20 protein-coding genes and 6 tRNA genes are annotated in these 14,968 nt (G+C 56.1%); 18 read left to right on the top strand and 8 right to left on the bottom strand.

The annotated features are described in order from the left end of the window. Positions 1-37 precede the first annotated feature (37 nt). Together AACI_RS05280 and AACI_RS05285 are read left to right on the top strand one after the other, a co-directional pair. Entirely contained in the window at positions 38-1,513 is a 1,476-nt protein-coding gene (locus tag AACI_RS05280; protein ID WP_012810438.1) for an aldehyde dehydrogenase family protein, read from the top strand. Between the two features lie 232 nt (positions 1,514-1,745). Further along, a complete protein-coding gene (locus tag AACI_RS05285; protein ID WP_012810439.1) occupies positions 1,746-1,937 on the top strand; it encodes an H-type small acid-soluble spore protein in 192 nt (63 codons plus the stop codon). 64 nt (positions 1,938-2,001) lie between these two features. Here AACI_RS05285 and AACI_RS05290 read toward each other — a convergent pair whose 3' ends face one another. Next, on the bottom strand, positions 2,002-2,706 hold the full coding sequence (locus tag AACI_RS05290) for an NAD(P)H-dependent flavin oxidoreductase (protein ID WP_342626159.1): 705 nt from the start codon (positions 2,704-2,706) through the stop codon (positions 2,002-2,004). 91 nt (positions 2,707-2,797) lie between these two features. On the opposite strand from AACI_RS05290, the gene AACI_RS05295 reads away from it, so the two are divergent. Beyond that, a complete protein-coding gene (locus tag AACI_RS05295; protein WP_041707247.1) occupies positions 2,798-4,498 on the top strand; it encodes an IS1634 family transposase in 1,701 nt (566 codons plus the stop codon). Here the strand turns inward: AACI_RS05295 and AACI_RS17240 are convergent. Continuing rightward, positions 4,443-5,051 carry an NAD(P)H-dependent flavin oxidoreductase gene (locus AACI_RS17240; RefSeq protein ID WP_394295643.1) on the bottom strand — a complete coding sequence of 203 codons (609 nt, stop codon included), beginning with the start codon at positions 5,049-5,051 and terminating at the stop codon, positions 4,443-4,445. The two genes, AACI_RS05295 and AACI_RS17240, sit on opposite strands and share 56 nt — an antisense overlap. A gap of 318 nt (positions 5,052-5,369) precedes the next feature. Between AACI_RS17240 and gndA the strand changes: the two genes are divergently transcribed. The 7 genes from gndA (at position 5,370) to AACI_RS05335 (ending at position 7,519) form a co-directional block, all read left to right on the top strand. Then, positions 5,370-6,803, top strand: coding sequence for an NADP-dependent phosphogluconate dehydrogenase (gndA, locus tag AACI_RS05305; RefSeq protein ID WP_012810440.1), 1,434 nt, complete (start codon positions 5,370-5,372; stop codon positions 6,801-6,803). 159 nt (positions 6,804-6,962) lie between these two features. After that, positions 6,963-7,039: transfer RNA gene (locus AACI_RS05310), tRNA-Arg, on the top strand. A gap of 7 nt (positions 7,040-7,046) precedes the next feature. Continuing rightward, positions 7,047-7,129: transfer RNA gene (locus AACI_RS05315), tRNA-Leu, on the top strand. Between the two features lie 22 nt (positions 7,130-7,151). Beyond that, positions 7,152-7,227: transfer RNA gene (locus tag AACI_RS05320), tRNA-Ala, on the top strand. 3 nt (positions 7,228-7,230) lie between these two features. Continuing rightward, positions 7,231-7,305: transfer RNA gene (locus AACI_RS05325), tRNA-Asn, on the top strand. Between the two features lie 55 nt (positions 7,306-7,360). Then, a tRNA-Val gene (locus AACI_RS05330) sits at positions 7,361-7,435 on the top strand. Positions 7,436-7,442: 7 nt separating this feature from the next. After that, a tRNA-Ile gene (locus tag AACI_RS05335) sits at positions 7,443-7,519 on the top strand. Positions 7,520-7,600: 81 nt separating this feature from the next. Here the strand turns inward: AACI_RS05335 and AACI_RS15835 are convergent. From AACI_RS15835 to AACI_RS15590, 3 genes are all read right to left on the bottom strand, one after another. Next, entirely contained in the window at positions 7,601-8,620 is a 1,020-nt protein-coding gene (locus AACI_RS15835) for a tyrosine-type recombinase/integrase (RefSeq protein WP_218917111.1), read from the bottom strand. 178 nt (positions 8,621-8,798) lie between these two features. Further along, the gene (locus tag AACI_RS05340) at positions 8,799-9,266 is read right to left on the bottom strand and encodes an ImmA/IrrE family metallo-endopeptidase (RefSeq protein WP_041707351.1); all 468 of its coding nucleotides are present in this window, start codon (positions 9,264-9,266) and stop codon (positions 8,799-8,801) included. Positions 9,267-9,289: 23 nt separating this feature from the next. Beyond that, the gene (locus AACI_RS15590) at positions 9,290-9,910 is read right to left on the bottom strand and encodes a helix-turn-helix domain-containing protein (RefSeq protein ID WP_012810443.1); all 621 of its coding nucleotides are present in this window, start codon (positions 9,908-9,910) and stop codon (positions 9,290-9,292) included. Between AACI_RS15590 and AACI_RS17245 the strand changes: the two genes are divergently transcribed. The 3 genes from AACI_RS17245 to AACI_RS05350 all read left to right on the top strand — a co-directional run bounded on the left by AACI_RS17245 (position 9,903) and on the right by AACI_RS05350 (position 10,860). After that, positions 9,903-10,298, top strand: coding sequence for a helix-turn-helix domain-containing protein (locus AACI_RS17245; protein ID WP_394295644.1), 396 nt, complete (start codon positions 9,903-9,905; stop codon positions 10,296-10,298). The genes AACI_RS15590 and AACI_RS17245 overlap by 8 nt on opposite strands. Beyond that, positions 10,273-10,479, top strand: a complete 207-nt coding sequence (locus AACI_RS17250; protein WP_081442616.1) for a helix-turn-helix domain-containing protein — start codon at positions 10,273-10,275, stop codon at positions 10,477-10,479. The genes AACI_RS17245 and AACI_RS17250 overlap by 26 nt, the downstream gene beginning before the upstream one ends. 144 nt (positions 10,480-10,623) lie before the next feature. Next, positions 10,624-10,860 carry a helix-turn-helix domain-containing protein gene (locus AACI_RS05350; RefSeq protein ID WP_012810445.1) on the top strand — a complete coding sequence of 79 codons (237 nt, stop codon included), beginning with the start codon at positions 10,624-10,626 and terminating at the stop codon, positions 10,858-10,860. Between the two features lie 4 nt (positions 10,861-10,864). On the opposite strand, the gene AACI_RS17150 is transcribed toward AACI_RS05350, so the two are convergent. Then, the gene (locus tag AACI_RS17150; protein ID WP_342626157.1) at positions 10,865-11,290 is read right to left on the bottom strand and encodes a helix-turn-helix domain-containing protein; all 426 of its coding nucleotides are present in this window, start codon (positions 11,288-11,290) and stop codon (positions 10,865-10,867) included. Between AACI_RS17150 and AACI_RS05355 the strand changes: the two genes are divergently transcribed. After that, a complete protein-coding gene (locus AACI_RS05355; RefSeq protein ID WP_012810447.1) occupies positions 11,202-11,420 on the top strand; it encodes a helix-turn-helix transcriptional regulator in 219 nt (72 codons plus the stop codon). The genes AACI_RS17150 and AACI_RS05355 overlap by 89 nt on opposite strands. A gap of 18 nt (positions 11,421-11,438) precedes the next feature. Here AACI_RS05355 and AACI_RS05360 read toward each other — a convergent pair whose 3' ends face one another. Beyond that, positions 11,439-11,798 (bottom strand): hypothetical protein, encoded by a 360-nt coding sequence (locus AACI_RS05360; protein ID WP_245530718.1) that lies wholly within the window; start codon positions 11,796-11,798, stop codon positions 11,439-11,441. Further along, positions 11,795-11,983, bottom strand: coding sequence for a hypothetical protein (locus AACI_RS05365; RefSeq protein ID WP_012810449.1), 189 nt, complete (start codon positions 11,981-11,983; stop codon positions 11,795-11,797). The genes AACI_RS05360 and AACI_RS05365 overlap by 4 nt, the downstream gene beginning before the upstream one ends. Positions 11,984-12,109: 126 nt before the next feature. On the opposite strand from AACI_RS05365, the gene AACI_RS17255 reads away from it, so the two are divergent. The 4 genes from AACI_RS17255 (at position 12,110) to AACI_RS05380 (ending at position 14,672) form a co-directional block, all read left to right on the top strand. Then, positions 12,110-12,295, top strand: a complete 186-nt coding sequence (locus AACI_RS17255) for a toxin-antitoxin system HicB family antitoxin (protein WP_169304844.1) — start codon at positions 12,110-12,112, stop codon at positions 12,293-12,295. Positions 12,296-12,551: 256 nt separating this feature from the next. Then, positions 12,552-12,791 carry a hypothetical protein gene (locus AACI_RS05370; protein ID WP_012810451.1) on the top strand — a complete coding sequence of 80 codons (240 nt, stop codon included), beginning with the start codon at positions 12,552-12,554 and terminating at the stop codon, positions 12,789-12,791. A gap of 84 nt (positions 12,792-12,875) precedes the next feature. Beyond that, a complete protein-coding gene (locus tag AACI_RS05375; protein ID WP_012810452.1) occupies positions 12,876-13,808 on the top strand; it encodes a RecB family exonuclease in 933 nt (310 codons plus the stop codon). Positions 13,809-13,844: 36 nt separating this feature from the next. Then, a complete protein-coding gene (locus AACI_RS05380; RefSeq protein WP_012810453.1) occupies positions 13,845-14,672 on the top strand; it encodes a hypothetical protein in 828 nt (275 codons plus the stop codon). The last annotated feature ends 296 nt before the right edge of the window (positions 14,673-14,968 follow it).

The raw sequence follows: 14,968 nt of genomic DNA on the forward strand, positions 1-14,968 counted from the left end.
GTCCACTTGCGAAGAACGCCAGGAGAGGTGAGAGAAAGTGTCGAGCACAACATCGGTGAAGTACGCTCAATGGAACAAATTGTATCTTGGGGGAGAGTGGAGGTCTGGGACGAGCAGCAGAACGGTGACGGTTCGCAATCCATACAATCAGGAGGTCCTCGCGGAATTTCCGCTGGCATCGGTGGAAGACATCGATCAGGCCTATCGAAAGGCCCAGGCCGCACAGCAAGGATGGGCTGAGGAGAGTGCGTTCACTCGCGCCGAGGTGATGGAGCGCGCAGCTAGTATTCTCGCGCAGCGGAAGGATGAAATCGTCCGGTACTTGGTCGAGGAAACGGGAAGTTCTCAACTCAAGGCGAGCATCGAAGTGGATGCTTCCATCGGCGACATCAAGTTGGCCGCCGAGTATGCGCACAAAATGACGGCGGTGATCCTCCCTTCCGCGATTCCCGGCAAGGAGAATCGCGTGTATCGCACTCCCGTCGGAGTCGTGGGCGCCATCACACCGTGGAATTGGCCGTTTTATCTGAGTATCCGCGTGGTGGCGCCAGCGCTTGCGACGGGGAACGCCATCGTCCTCAAGGCAGATTCTCAGACGCCCATCACCGGCGGACTCCTTGTCGCGGATCTGTTTGAGCAGGCAGGGCTTCCACCAGGGCTCTTGAGTGTGGTGGTGGCCGATCTCGACGAGATCGGAGACGCGATGGTCGAACATCCGGTTCCCCGGGTGATCTCGTTCACAGGGTCCACAGCGGCAGGTCGGCATATCGCTGAGGTCGCGGCGCGATCGCTGCGCAAGGTGGCGCTCGAACTCGGCGGGAACAACGTGTTCATTGTGCTCGACGATGCGGACGTCGACCAGGCGGTTGCCGCGGCGGCGTTCGGGAAATATCTTCACCAAGGCCAGATCTGCATCGCAACAAACCGCATGATTGTCCATCGCAAGGTGTACGACGAGTTTGTCGAGAAGTTCATGGCAGCGACCGAAAAGGTGAAGGTCGGCGATCCGGCAGACCCCGAGACGGTGATTTGCCCGCTCATCAACGAGCGCCAGGCAAAACGGATCATGGGGCTCATCGACGAGAGCTTGAAGATGGGGGCACGCCTGGTCTTGGAGGGAAAGCTCGAAGGGCTGCTTATGTATCCATACATCCTGGCGGATGTGACTAACGACATGCCCATCGCGAAAAACGAGATCTTCGGCCCGGTCGCGGCCATTCTGCCCGTGGATAGCGAGGAGGAGGCCGTGAACATCGCAAACGAGTCGGACTATGGACTGTCCGGGGCAGTGTTTACGGGAGATCTTGAGCGCGGCATCCGAGTCGCCCAGCGCATTGTCACAGGGATGATTCACGTCAATGACCAAACGGTCAATGTGGAGTCCAATGTTCCATTTGGTGGAGAAAAGGCTTCCGGCATCGGCCGTTATTGTGGAGAGTGGGGCATTGAGGAGTTCACCACGTTGAAGTGGATTTCCGTGCAGAAAGAGCCGAGAGTGTATCCGTTTTCGTAAATCTCCATGTCATGCATAAGGGCTCGCTGTGTACGCATGGGGCGTCGCTAGCGCGTTGCCCAATGTCACTGCGAGGAGCACGACGAAGCGGAGGAAGCGGCAGCAGCAGTGGCACATCTCTAGAGCATCGGACGGCTTCTGGCGTGATCGCCACAAAGTGGCCAGAAACCGGCCCGCATGTTTCTCGCGACGTGGGGAAACCTCAAGGGCGATCACGAGGAGGTGTGTCGAGATGGACCTTAAGCGTGCGAAGGAGATTGCTTCGTCGCCCGTGATGGCGCACGTGACACACGAGGGTCATCAGGTGTACATTCAGTCCGTCGATGAGGGAACCCAGAAGGCTAAAGTGTATCATCTTAAAAACCCGGACCATCGCTATGAGGTGCATGTTCACGATTTGACGGAGCAGCATGTGGTGCATTGACCATGTGCGGAGCGCCGGCGTGTGCTGGACAGCCGGCGCTCCATCGCTTTGCATGGCCGTCCGCTTAGCGTAGGAGAGACTTCACGCGCTCCATCTGCTGAACGAGTTCCCGAACCCTTTCCGCTGCGGGCATGGGCTTGGCCATAGGGTAGCCCTGTCCCGCCCACAGGGACATCCGCTCGGCATCGCCCTGTTCTGCAGCGCGACGGCGAATCGGTTGGGTGAGCGCGTTCTGGAGGGGATACGGCGGGATATCCATCTCCTCTCGGTCCACTGCCTCCATGAACGCGTTGCGGATGCCTCGGGCGTGTCTGCCAGAAAAGCTCCGCGTCAAAGCCGTGCCGCGATCCCGCCACTCCATGACGGCTCGTTTGTACGCCGGGTGAGCGCCGCTCTCGTCCGTCACCAGGAAACTCGTCCCCATCTGCACCGCGGCCGCGCCCAATGCGAGACACGCGACGATGCCGCGACCGTCCATGATTCCACCCGCGGCGATGACGGGTATGCGGACGCGATCGACCACCTGCGGGACGAGCGCGAGGGTTCCGATGAGCCGGGTCTCGTCCATCGGCAGAAATGTGCCGCGGTGCCCTCCGGCCTCATAGCCCTGCGCGACGATCGCGTCGCAGCCCGCGCGTTCGAGCGCCACCGCCTCCTCCGGCGTGGTCGCCGTGCCGATCACGCACGCCCCCGCTTCTTTCCACTTCGCAATGGTGTCGGCTTCAGGACAGCCAAACGTGAAGCTTACAACAGGCGCGCGCTCTTCCAGCCCACATTTCGCGCCCGTTTTTCGGGCTTGTGTTCATTTTCGACAGGAATTTTGATTCCACACGTGGAATTGGATAGCCCGTCGTATCTTCGTGCGGGAGGCTTTCCAGTTGTTCGGTCCAGTTCGCTCGTATGTCATGGGGCCTGCGCCCGTTTTAGCCAGACTGATCGACGAGTTGAAGTGGGTAGAGATTATCGACGAGTTCGTGCCACGTCCGGATAGCAAACTGTCCGTCGGGCTGCGTACCAAGGCGTTGCTGGTTAATATCGGCACGAATCGCGAAGCCCTCTACCGGGTGGAGGAGTTCTACGCGCAACGGGATGTGGAAGTCCTGCTTGGAAGCGGCGTCTCCGCAGACGATCTCCATGATGACGCTTTGGCCCGGGCTCTGGATGCCTTGTACGACGCAGGTCTCGAGGCATTATACGCGCGTATCGCCCTCCACACGCTACGCAGACTCCGGGTGCTCAGCGATTCCAACGAACTCATCCCCATCCATGCGGATACCACGTCGCTCTCTATGACAGGCGAGTACCTGGACCAAACAGCGTTTCGCATTGACCGGGGATTCTCCAAGGACCACCGGCCTGATCTCAAGCAAATTGTGTTTGGACTTTGCACCGTCCATGGTCTGGGGCTATGCGCGAACGTCAACCCTGGGAACTTGGACGATCACACATGGAATTTCGAGAACATCCAGCAACTCCTGAGCCAGCTCGATGAGGAGACGCGAAAGAGAAGCGTCTACGTCGCGGACGCGGCGTTGGTGACGAAGGACAACCTTGAGCTTTTGGCGGAGGAAGACTTCCATTTCATCTCACGACTGCCGGGGACGTATAAGCTGTCCGAGGACCTGAAGAGAGCGGCATGGGAGAAAGAAAACAGCTGGAAAGAAGTCGGTCGGCTCGCTGAGGCGGAAGACAGCGCCCATTACAGGATCCAGGCCTTCCGTCGCACGCTGTACGGGCGAACGTATCGATTCGTCGTGGTGCGCTCCTCCAGCCTGGATACCCGGAAGGAGCGTAAGCTCAAAGAGGTGCTCAAGCGTGAGAAGGCTGCGCTGGAGAAAGCGGCCAAGGCGATGAGCCAAAACGTCTACAGTTGTGAACAAGATGCGCAGATGGCCATGCAGACCTTCATGCACGAACACCGTGCCACTTTGCATCCCATCTCCGCCCGCATATGTGCCGAGCAGGTGCAGGCAAAACGCGCGCGCCGCGGTCGCCCGCGCAAAGATGACCCGCCACCGCCGGTGCATACACAGTACCGTGTGGAAGTGGCGATCTTACCGCCTTCTGAGGAGCGGGTTCAGCAGTGGCGAGAGAAGGAAGCGACGTTTGTGCTCATCACCGACATCCGCGATGATCAGCGTGTGTCAGATGAACAGATCCTCCGCCTGTATAAGGAACAACACGAGGTGGAGGCGCGTTTTCGGTATCTGAAAAGCCCGTATCACGTGGGTCCCATCTACCTGCATAAGCCGACACGGGTGAAAGCGTTCGGTTTCGTCATGCTGTTATCCCTGCTCTTGTATAGCGTATTGGAATATCTCATCCGAGAGAAGATGAAGCGGGAAACGGAACCGCTCATGCTGCCAGGCAATCGAAAGAGTTTTCGTCCAACAGGGTTGGCCATCCTCGAGATGCTGGATGGAGTGACGACCGTGCACATGCAGGTCGGCGACACGTGGCAGCGAGTACCTGCAACGCCTCATAATCCTCAGATCATGAGGGTTCTTAAGCTGCTGAACATGGACCTGAGCATCTACACGGAAGCGCAAAAAACGGCTTGATCAACGTTTGGGTCCGTGTGCACAGGGTTTCCAAAACTGAACATTTCTCAAAAAGATCGCGCTTTCGATAGCCCACACCCTTCCAGTCCCACAGTCGTCGGACGCTCAGATGGCTACCTCGCTCGAGTTTCCAGCTAAGTTTCTGTCGCGCGGCGCGAAATGTGGGTTCCAGGATCACGTCCATCTGGGCTTCGAACGTGGCAGACGTCGGAAAGCGCGGATCGATGGCGTCGATCTCGGCCGCAGCCGCCGGATCGTTCACCCACTCGCGCAACCAGATCTTCATCGCGATCACGGCATCGCGCACATCTCCTCCCGGCGTCTCTGGGATGAACACATTCACGCCGAACGGAGCATCGGTCAATGCGCGCACGCGCCGAATCGCTGCGCGCGTCTCTTCGGGAGACAGGTAACCGACGCCGAGAAACCCGAGTCCTCCCGCGTTGCTGACGGCCGCGACAAGCTCGGGTGTAGACGGGCCTCCAGCCATGGGGGCGGCGAAAATCGGGTGGCGCACGCCCAGAGCTTCGAGCCAGGCGTTGTCTCCAGCCATGGAATCCCTCCTTCGCCCTATGGGGCGCATCGAACCGGATGGTGTGTTCAGTGTATACCTCTCGGGCGGGCAGGGCAAAATGTGAGCACAGGAGGTTGATGTGCCGCGAGAACGAACGCATAGGCGTGGTTCGGTGGCGTGTCAACAGCCTTTGCAAAAGGGGCGGCCGAGAGGCTGCTCCTTTTGTCTATGGCGACCTGGACAGACCCCCTGGTCCAAATCTCGCAACATTATCTACTTGTCGAAGAGTTCTGCCTGTTCTATGATGGTGGCGATCCGCCGAGCAAGCGGAACTCGGATAGACAAGGAGTGGAGAGGGTGGCAGAAGCACAGGTAGGCGTGATGGGTCTTGCGGTCATGGGGAAAAACCTGGCCCTGAATATCGAGAGCCGAGGCTTCACGGTCGCCGTGTACAACCGCACGGCCTCGAGGACACAGGAACTTGCGGAAGAGGCGAAAGACAAAAACATCATACCGGCGTACTCGCTCGAGGATTTTGTGGCTTCGCTGGAGCGCCCGCGGCGCGTCATCTTGATGGTGCAGGCCGGACGCCCTGTCGACGAGGCGATTTCGCAGCTCGTGCCGCTGCTCGAGCCCGGAGACGTGATCGTCGACGGAGGAAACTCGTACTTCGAGGACACGCGGCGCCGGCACAAAGAGCTCGAACAGAAGGGCATTCTGTTCATCGGCACGGGCATTTCGGGCGGCGAAGAAGGGGCGCTGAAGGGACCGGCCATCATGCCAGGCGGCAGCCGGGACGCGTACGCGCTCGTCGAGCCCATTTTGACGGCCATCGCCGCGAAGGTGGGGGACGAGCCCTGCTGCACCTACATCGGCCCAGACGGCGCAGGCCACTATGTGAAGATGGTTCACAACGGCATTGAGTACGGCGACATGCAACTCATCTGCGAGGCGTACCACCTGTTGAGCGAAGTCCTCGGCCTGTCCGCCGACGATCTCCACCGCGTATTTTCGGAGTGGAACAAGGGTGAACTCGACAGCTACCTGATCGAAATCACGGCGGACATCTTGTCCAAGCGCGATCCGGAGACGGGGCGGCCCATGGTCGACGTCATCCTCGACACCGCCGGTCAAAAGGGAACCGGCAAGTGGACGAGCCAAAGCGCGCTCGATCTCGGCGTGCCCCTCACGATGATCACGGAGAGCGTCTTCGCCCGCTTTTTGTCGGCCATGAAGGAGGAACGCGTGGCCGCGAGCAGGGTGCTTCCCGGCCCCGAGCGGCCTCGAGAATCGCTCGATCGCGACGCGTTCATCGAGGATGTCCGCCGCGCGCTATACGCGAGCAAGATCTGTTCGTACGCGCAAGGCTTCGCCCAACTGCGCCAGGCGTCGCAGGAGTACGGTTGGAATCTCGATCTCGGCGCCATCGCGATGATCTTCCGCGGCGGCTGCATCATCCGTGCGCGTTTCTTGCACAACATCAAGGAGGCCTACGACCGGAATCCCGATCTTCCGAATCTGCTTCTCGACCCTTACTTCCGGGCGTCGATCGCGTCGTACCAGGATTCGTGGCGCCGCGTCGTGGCGACCGCCGTCACCTATGGCGTGCCAGTTCCGGCGTTTTCGAGCGCGCTCGCGTATTACGACAGCTATCGCGCAGAGCGGCTGCCCGCCAACCTGCTGCAGGCGCAGCGGGACTATTTCGGCGCCCATACGTTTCGCCGCGTCGATCGCGACGGCGTGTTCCACTTCCACTGGCTGAGCGACGAACCCATGCTGACGGAGGTCTGAGCGGACTCTGACCGGCTGTCGAGTGCGAACATGCATGGACCCTGTGGGTCTCCAAAAAAAATGGCCCACAGGGGCTTGCGTTTTCTCGAGAACCGTGATACATTACTCAACGTCGACTTCGTCAGTGAAGCGATGAGCGGAGACGAGCGACAGAGACGCGTGCCCGTAGCTCAGTTGGATAGAGCGTTTGACTACGAATCAAAAGGTCGGGAGTTCGAATCTCTCCGGGCACGCCATGTGATTCCCGGAGTGGCGGAATTGGCAGACGCACACGACTCAAAATCGTGCGGGAAACCGTGCCGGTTCGAGTCCGGCCTCCGGGACCAACGCTTGACGGGGAGACCATGTGGGGCTATAGCTCAGTTGGGAGAGCGCCAGAATCGCACTCTGGAGGCCAGCGGTTCGAATCCGCTTAGCTCCACCACATTCCTCGATAGCTCAGCGGTAGAGCATCCGGCTGTTAACCGGAGGGTCGTAGGTTCGAATCCTACTCGGGGAGCCACTGAACTCCCCGTCAAGCGGGGCTATCATCACATGTGGATACCTGCGGTCGAGATGGGCGGTTAGCTCAGCGGGAGAGCACTCGCCTCACACGCGAGGGGTCGGCAGTTCGATCCTGCCACCGCCCACCATTTTTATGGGCTCATAGCTCAGTCGGCTAGAGCGCACGACTGATAATCGTGAGGTCGGTGGTTCGAGTCCACCTGGGCCCACCATGATGGTGATCAAAAACCGCCGAGATCCCTTGCAAGAAGCGGGATTTCGGCGGTTTTTGATCACGGACCGTAACAAGAAAGTTACAAGTCCTCTTCATCATCAGAGCCACTGTTGTTTGTGCGTCTTGAACGCATCATTCGTTGCAGTTTTTCAATCGCTTCGCGTTGTAGCGCATCCGTCACATGCGCGTATATGTCTGCCGTTATCGTAATTGAACTATGCCCCAAACGTTCGCTCACAATTTTGAGATCGACCCCGCTTTCTAGCAACCACGTCGCATGGGTATGTCGCAATCCATGAAAGGAAACGGGCGGCAACCCAAGCTCTTTTCTTGCGTTTTGGATCGCGTTGTTAAAGGAAGCGGGTGACGGGGGCGCGGAGTTTGGGAGGCGAACGACAAAGGATTCAGGAGTCCAAGATTCGCGCTCGATTTCTTGTTGCGATTGTTTCCATCTCCTGAGTTCGTCCACTACTTCTCGCGTGACGACAATACGGCGACGACTTCCAAATGTCTTGGGCGGCCCCAAAAAGTCTTGCCCACCCTTGGGCCTGTAGCGAGTTCGTTCAAGTTGTATCACGCCCGTGTCCAAATCGATGTCTCTCCATTGCAGCCCAGCGATCTCCCCCATGCGCATGCCGGTATGAATGGCCAAGAACGCCGCCATATAGCTCGTTGGTCGATGTTCTCGTAGCCACGCTAAGAGCCGAAAGGCGTCGTTCACAGACAAAACTGGCTTCGGAGGCGTTTTATGTTCTGGTGGTTCTACGTTCAAGAACGGAGACTTATCCAAGTATCCTGCTTTCACCGCAGCAAGTAAGCACGTCTTGAGCACCCGGTGTATTCGATGTACGGTCACTGGTTTCAATCGATTGCTTAGCTTGCGATATAGTGCTTGGATATGTCGGGCCTCAATTTTTGAGATCGGCATCTTACCAAGTTCGGGGAGAATGTAGGCTTGCAAGACATGATGATAAGTTCGACGCGTCCACGGCCGCAAGGATGACGATTTATCGGCAAACCAGCGACTTGCCCATTCATGTAAAGTGAACGATTTGGCATGTACGACTGGAGTGTCTTCGAGCGAACGCAGATGCTCCATCATGGCGGACTTTGCAGCTCGTTCGCTCTTAAAGCCCTTTCGAGTCACTTGAGGGTACCTTCCTGTTTGTGGGTCCGCGGGCGTAATGGTAATCGTATATCCGTACTTTTTTTCGTTCGACTTGGTTGTGTATGAGAATACTCGGCCCGTTGTCACCTGCTTAACACCTCAAGACACTTCAGCAATATTCCGCGGTTCGGTCGCGCAAGATTTGCGCGAGTTCACGGCTGTCCTTTTTCTGCGATGCACTCGCAACTGCGTCCAAAGGAAAAGGGAATTGAAGATGTTGATCCACCATGAGTAAAAAGGTGGCAAACGCATTGGCTTCAAACTCGGTATGATCTTTCGTGGACGATATAGTGAATGTATCTATGTGAGTCCCCTTCATTAAATCGCCATGCAACACGTGGTGTCCTAACTCGTGTGCACAGACGAAGCGCTGCCAGGATGGAACAATATCCTTGTGAATGAGGACGTAACGTTTATTGTGCATACGAACTGGGATATAAAGGCCTCGGACGTGACCAGGAAGTGAAACCTTACGCCATTCGATTTCAAGTAACTCACAAAGAGTATAAGGATCAGACGTGTTAAATGTGGAGGTTAGTTCCAAGACTGCTCGTTTGATCGTCGCGAGTTTCCCCATAGCCATTCATCCCTCGGAAAGTTCTACGGCCTCTGATTTTTGCGCTTAGCATCCATGAATACAACTGCGAGGATTTGCTTTATTTTGAGTTTGTCTTCGTCGGTGAGCGGCTGTCCTTCAAACATGACTTCAGATTCTTCTAGCCACTGAATCAAGTCTTTCGGCTGATACCACGCATCAAGAGGGCCATTGTCCTTCGGATCCGGTGTATCGCCTACCAAATAGGCTGGAGTGACGTCGAAGACCTGGGCTAAACGGTGCAGTGTTGTAACTCCAGGCAACCGACCTTCGGCGGACTCTAAACGAGCCAAATAGGCCTCGGATATACCGGCTATATGAGCAACATCCGACAGCGACAGTCCTTTGGATTCGCGAAGACGCTGTAGTCGACGCGACAGCACCTTTGTGTTGTATTCATACTGCTCTTCGGAATAGCCCGCCGCGCGTAACAATTCATCGAATGGAACTCCTAGCCCAAGCGCCAGTTTTCTCAATGTGTCTGGTCTCGGTACTTCACGAACATTTCTTTCAAGCCGGGAAATATGAGCTGCGCTAATCCCTGTCTTTTCCGCGAGTTGGTTAATTGACAGTTTCCTCGCGAGGCGCAGAGAACGCAGATATTCGCCGAAATTGAGAGTGTCCATCGACTCACCTCCTCGTACATCTGAATTGTACATGACGTGTTGCCTAATGGCAACATTGATGTCTCATTCTATTGACTTGTGGTTTTTAGCGGTGGTAAAGTGTTGCCAGGTGGAAATGGAGGGAGTTGGGAATGTGGGTGTCAGAGTTAAGGTCTCTCGGCTTCAATCGTACTTGTTTGAACAGAATTGGACTCCTCGCGATTTAGCAAATCGTATGGGTGTATCTTACACAACGGTGTATCGCGTTCTTAGCGGCAAGCGAAGACCTGGTAACGATTTTATAGCAAAATTACTTGCTGCAACAGGAAAACAGTTCGAAGAGTTCTTTCAGTCTGAACGTGGGGAGGCGTCGCAAGGTTTCGATGGCTGTGTTTCAACACGTTTTTAATCAAGATGAAATCCCTCTCCTTTTTGATGCCAAACAGTTAGCTTCCTTGCTGGGAGTCTCGGAATCGCAAGCTCGGAGGATCATGGCTAGAAAGGATTTCAAGGTAACCAAGATAAGCCCGAGACGGTACAGGATTAGACGCGAAGACTTTCTCGAATGGTTAGAAAGACAATCATGGTAAAACCCCCACCCGCCCGCCTTGGGAATGGCGGGGCGAGGCGCTGGGGTGGGGAAGTAGAGCTCACGGTTCTCAGGATACAAGCGAAAAGTTAAAACTACAATATTTAGGAATATTCCTAAAGGAGGTGAGTGGAAAACGGAGACGATGTGGCTCGGACAAGCCCTGCGGGTCTTGAGGCTGCGCGCCGGCGTGACCCAGGAGTACGTTGCCTGGTGCGCGGACACAACGCAGGCACAAATCGCCCGCGTCGAGCTCGGTAGCCGACAGCCGACGCTGTGTGTTCTGAGGGGCTACGCGCGGGCGACGGGGCAGCCGGAGGCGGTGATGAGGATCTGCGAGGCGGCGATCCTGGGCACGGAGATGGACGCCATGAGCGCGTAGTGTCCTACGGATCCTGCTCGGATGAGGAGGTGCGAGGTGGGGGTGTGGGATTGTCAGAACGCCCGGCTAAGTAATCGAGCCCCACATTAAAGTAGTCGGCCATCGCCACAAGAACATCAAGAGTGGGGCTCTTAGCGCCAGTGATGTAGTACTGAATCATGCGTTCTGATATCCCAATCGCGTGCGCTAGGGCACGTTTTGTTGAATTGGTCGCAGACAAAAGTTCTGACAAGCGTTGTGGAAATGAGGGCATGAAAATTCTCCTTGCTACTTGACAAGAACTATAGTTCCAAATATCATGCAGGGTAAGAACTAAAGTTCCAATCAGGACGAGGGTGGTGATGATGACCAAAACGTTAGGGCAGCGACTTAAAGAACGACGCTTGGCAATGCAACTTACGGTGAAACAAGCCGCCGAAATGCTCAACATGACTGAACGCGGTTATCGCTACTTGGAGGCTGATGAAAAACGGCCATCCATCGAAACCGCGGTGAAGATTGAAGACCATTTCGGAATCCCGGTTCGCGAAATGGTCGACGATGCTGAGCATTCGGCGTAGGCTTTGAACCTTGACAACTCAATCCGCAAACGGATCGTCATCCTCCGGTCGCGGATCGGTCCACATCCCGCGCGGATACGGTCGGAACTCTTCGGGCAGGTCGCTCCAGCGAAGAACGGAGAGTGACCAACGGCGCTCGGTGTCCCGCAGGACGAGCATCGTCGGCGAAACTTCGACGAGCATGGCGCTTTCGACGAAGAACGCACCGCCGTCCAGCGCGATCAGGCCGCCTTCATTGCGGCGGGTGACGCGGTGGATCACGGTGTCAAGCACGAACGACGACTTGCCGCCGCACATGAGCGTCATGCGGACGGGTACTCTGAGATAGCGCTCGATGATTTCGTCAGCGCGGTCGCGGGTGTCGGGCAAGGGGATCACTCCTTGTTATCAAGATTGGTAATTGGTATCTCGCCATTCTCTTGTTCGTAGTCGCGTATGAACTGTTCAATCACATATTCGATTTGCATCGCAATTGAGCGCTTAGATCTCTCAGCTATGACCCGAATCTTTTCGAAGTTTTCTTCGTTTAAGCGCAAGGTGAACTGGCGTTTGTCGGTGGCCATTTATACCCCTCGAAACATCAAAGTGAAGTCATTCTGATGTTACACTAAACTGGCGAAAAAGAAACGAGTCATATTGACACCAAAGTGAATTCACCTTATACTGAGGGTGTCGGAGGTGAAATCAAAGTGAATTCACCCGAGCGAGTTCAAGTCACTGTCCGGATCAGTCGAGAACTTGATGAAGCGTTGGCGTGTCAAGCCAGAAAGCTCGGGGTTACCAAGAATGCATACATCGCGATGGTGTTGTCGAGGGTTCCAGAAGTCCGAGATTCGATGAAGGGGTCGAACCGAGATCATGAGCACACGGCCTGACTTGTTGGAATCGGTCATCGCGGACTACGAGGAAATGATCGGATGCATGGAGCGGTACAACGCACGGCACCACGATCCATTGGTTGAGGAAACGCTTCGGACAATGCGTTGGATCGGGAAGCGACTGAGGGAGGACGAGTGGCATGCAGTATGAGACAATCATCGCCCGCCTTTGCGACGCCGACCGGAACGATCCGGATCGCGCGCGGTACACCATCGCAGACCTTGAGGCGTTGTGTCAGGAGGTCGAGGTTGCATGAGCGAACTGGCGGCTCTCGGTTACGATCGCTGGAAGCTGATGACGCCTGAAGAGGACGCGGCACTGTGGAGCTTCGATGATGAGGACGAGGTTCTGGAATGCGAGTGCTGCGGAGACGTGCTCGATGAGGACACCGCCATTCAGGACGGGCCATCTTGGTTCTGTTCGGAATGCTGGGAGTCGATGGAGAACATTGAGGAAGCGGCAAAGGAGGGCACACAAAAAGCAACTGCCTGATGGGAACAGGCAGAGTTTCAATCGCGCATCGCACCACAGATTGTAGCACGGAGTTTTTGGGTTTACAAGGGGAGGAGAGGAAAAATGGTGGAGCTTTTGACACACAGTCGCATCGCGATGCGGCAGACGTGCCCAACCAAGGAGCGATTGTGGTACGTCGAACGTCTTCGCCCGCGCGAGGTCTCCTGGGCGTTGTCGATTGGAACCGCGTGGCACACAGGGCTGGAGGTTTGGCAGCGCGGAGAGGCGGACGAAGACGGCGCGGTGGCGGCGGGACTGGCGACGTTGGACTGGATCCGGCCTGAAAACGACGAAGAGGCGTACAAGCTTCAACTTGAGCGGATCCGCACAGAAGTCATGATCCGGTTCGCCATCCGGCACTTCAAGCCGCGGCGGTTGGTCGCGGTTGAGAAACAGTTTGAAATTCCAATCTTGAATCCCGCTACCGGCCGCAAGTCGAGGAAGTTCAGATTGTCCGGAAAGATCGACGCTCTTTGTGAAGACGAAGACGGGAACCTGTGGATTCTTGAGAACAAGACCACGGCCTCTATCGAACAGTTCAAACAGAGTTACGGCATGTCCCAACAATTAACATTGTATGTGTACGCTGCATCACGAGTTTTCGGTAGACCGATTGCAGGCTCGGTTGTTCGTGCTTTGCAGAAGTCGCGCATGGAGCCAAAACACCGCAACGGTGAGCAAGTCGAGACTTGGGAGGACTTCCGAGATCGTCTGCTGACAGAGTACGAGGCGAATCCCGACAAGTACCTATCGGAAGACGAGGTGGTGAGAACCGAAGAGCAAATCCGACAGTTTGAGAACGAGTTGTGGTTGGAAACACAGGAACGTCTTTGGCAAGCAAAAACCGGTATCACTCGTCATAACACTGCGAACTGCCACCAATACGGTGGCTGCCCATTCCTTCCGATTTGCTTAAATGTGGAAGGTGCAAGAGAGTCAATGTTCTATCTGTCAACGCAACAGCATGACGAACTGAGTCTCAACGAAACAGCGTGACAACGAATCAACAAATTCAAGGAGGACTGATGAACAATGACCACACTGGCACAGTACGATCCGAATCTGCTTGAAAAGCTTGGACTGACGGTAGAACAGGCGCAGGAACTCGAAGCCCAAGGAATCTCACTCGAACAATACGCTGAGACCATGCAAGACGCCGCGCAATTGGAAGAGAACGCAGAAATTCTTCCCGTAAGATATCGGATCGTCGCGCAGGCAGCCGCCTTTCAAAACGAGGCGACAGGGGAAATTATCCAGAAACTAAGAGTGCGAGTTCCATTTTTTCACACGAGTCGAGTGCTGTTTGCGCCTCAGAACGAAGGTGAAAGTGCACCGCCGCTCTGCACGAGTCACGATGGCAAGCTCGGACGCTACGTTGCGGATGATGGGCTCATTTCATACCGAAAGTGCCAGGGTTGTCCTTTTGATCAGTTTGGTAGTGATCCAAACGGAGGAAGAGGAAAAGCGTGCAAAACGGTTCGTCGAATCTATCTTCTGGAAGAGAATTCGCAAGTCCCAGCGATTCTTGGACTACCGCCTTCGAGTCATCGGGCATGGGACCAGTTTGTTTCAGCGCTTCGCTTCCGCGGGCAACTAGTCAGCAGTTACGAAATTGAGCTTTCGCTAGAGACCAAGAGAAACGGCGCGTTTGTTTGGAGCCAACTGCAGCCGCCAAAAATCATTCGAGAGTTGAGTCCAGCGGAAAAGTTTCGTGTCGTGTCGATCGGAAAGGAGCTTGAAGCGCGACACAAAACGATCACGATGGGGATCGAAGATTATCTACAAGTCAACGTGGAAAACTCCAACGGCGCGACAGCGGAAGAGACAGCACAAGGCGAAACAGCCGGGCACACAGCATGAACAGCGGAGGGTTCACCTCCGCATCGAACCTTCGAACCAAACTTCGAGGGTTCGGTGAGGCGGCGAACAGGTCGCCCTTAAAATCCCGGCACGGCATGGCCTGGCAAGGTCGGGCATGGCGGGGCACGGTACGCCTCGGCGCGGTTCGGCTAGGCAAGGCAAGGCGTGGGCGTTTCGCCGGTTGTGCGCTGCGCACCGTGGTAGTGCGCGAAAACAGCCGGCACCATAGCCCGTCCGCGACGGGCGGGTGAACCTCCCTTTGTCAACCCTAGAGAGCGCATGTGGCTTCGCCCTTG

The organism is Alicyclobacillus acidocaldarius subsp. acidocaldarius DSM 446, assembly GCF_000024285.1.
GTDB lineage: Bacteria > Bacillota > Bacilli > Alicyclobacillales > Alicyclobacillaceae > Alicyclobacillus > Alicyclobacillus acidocaldarius.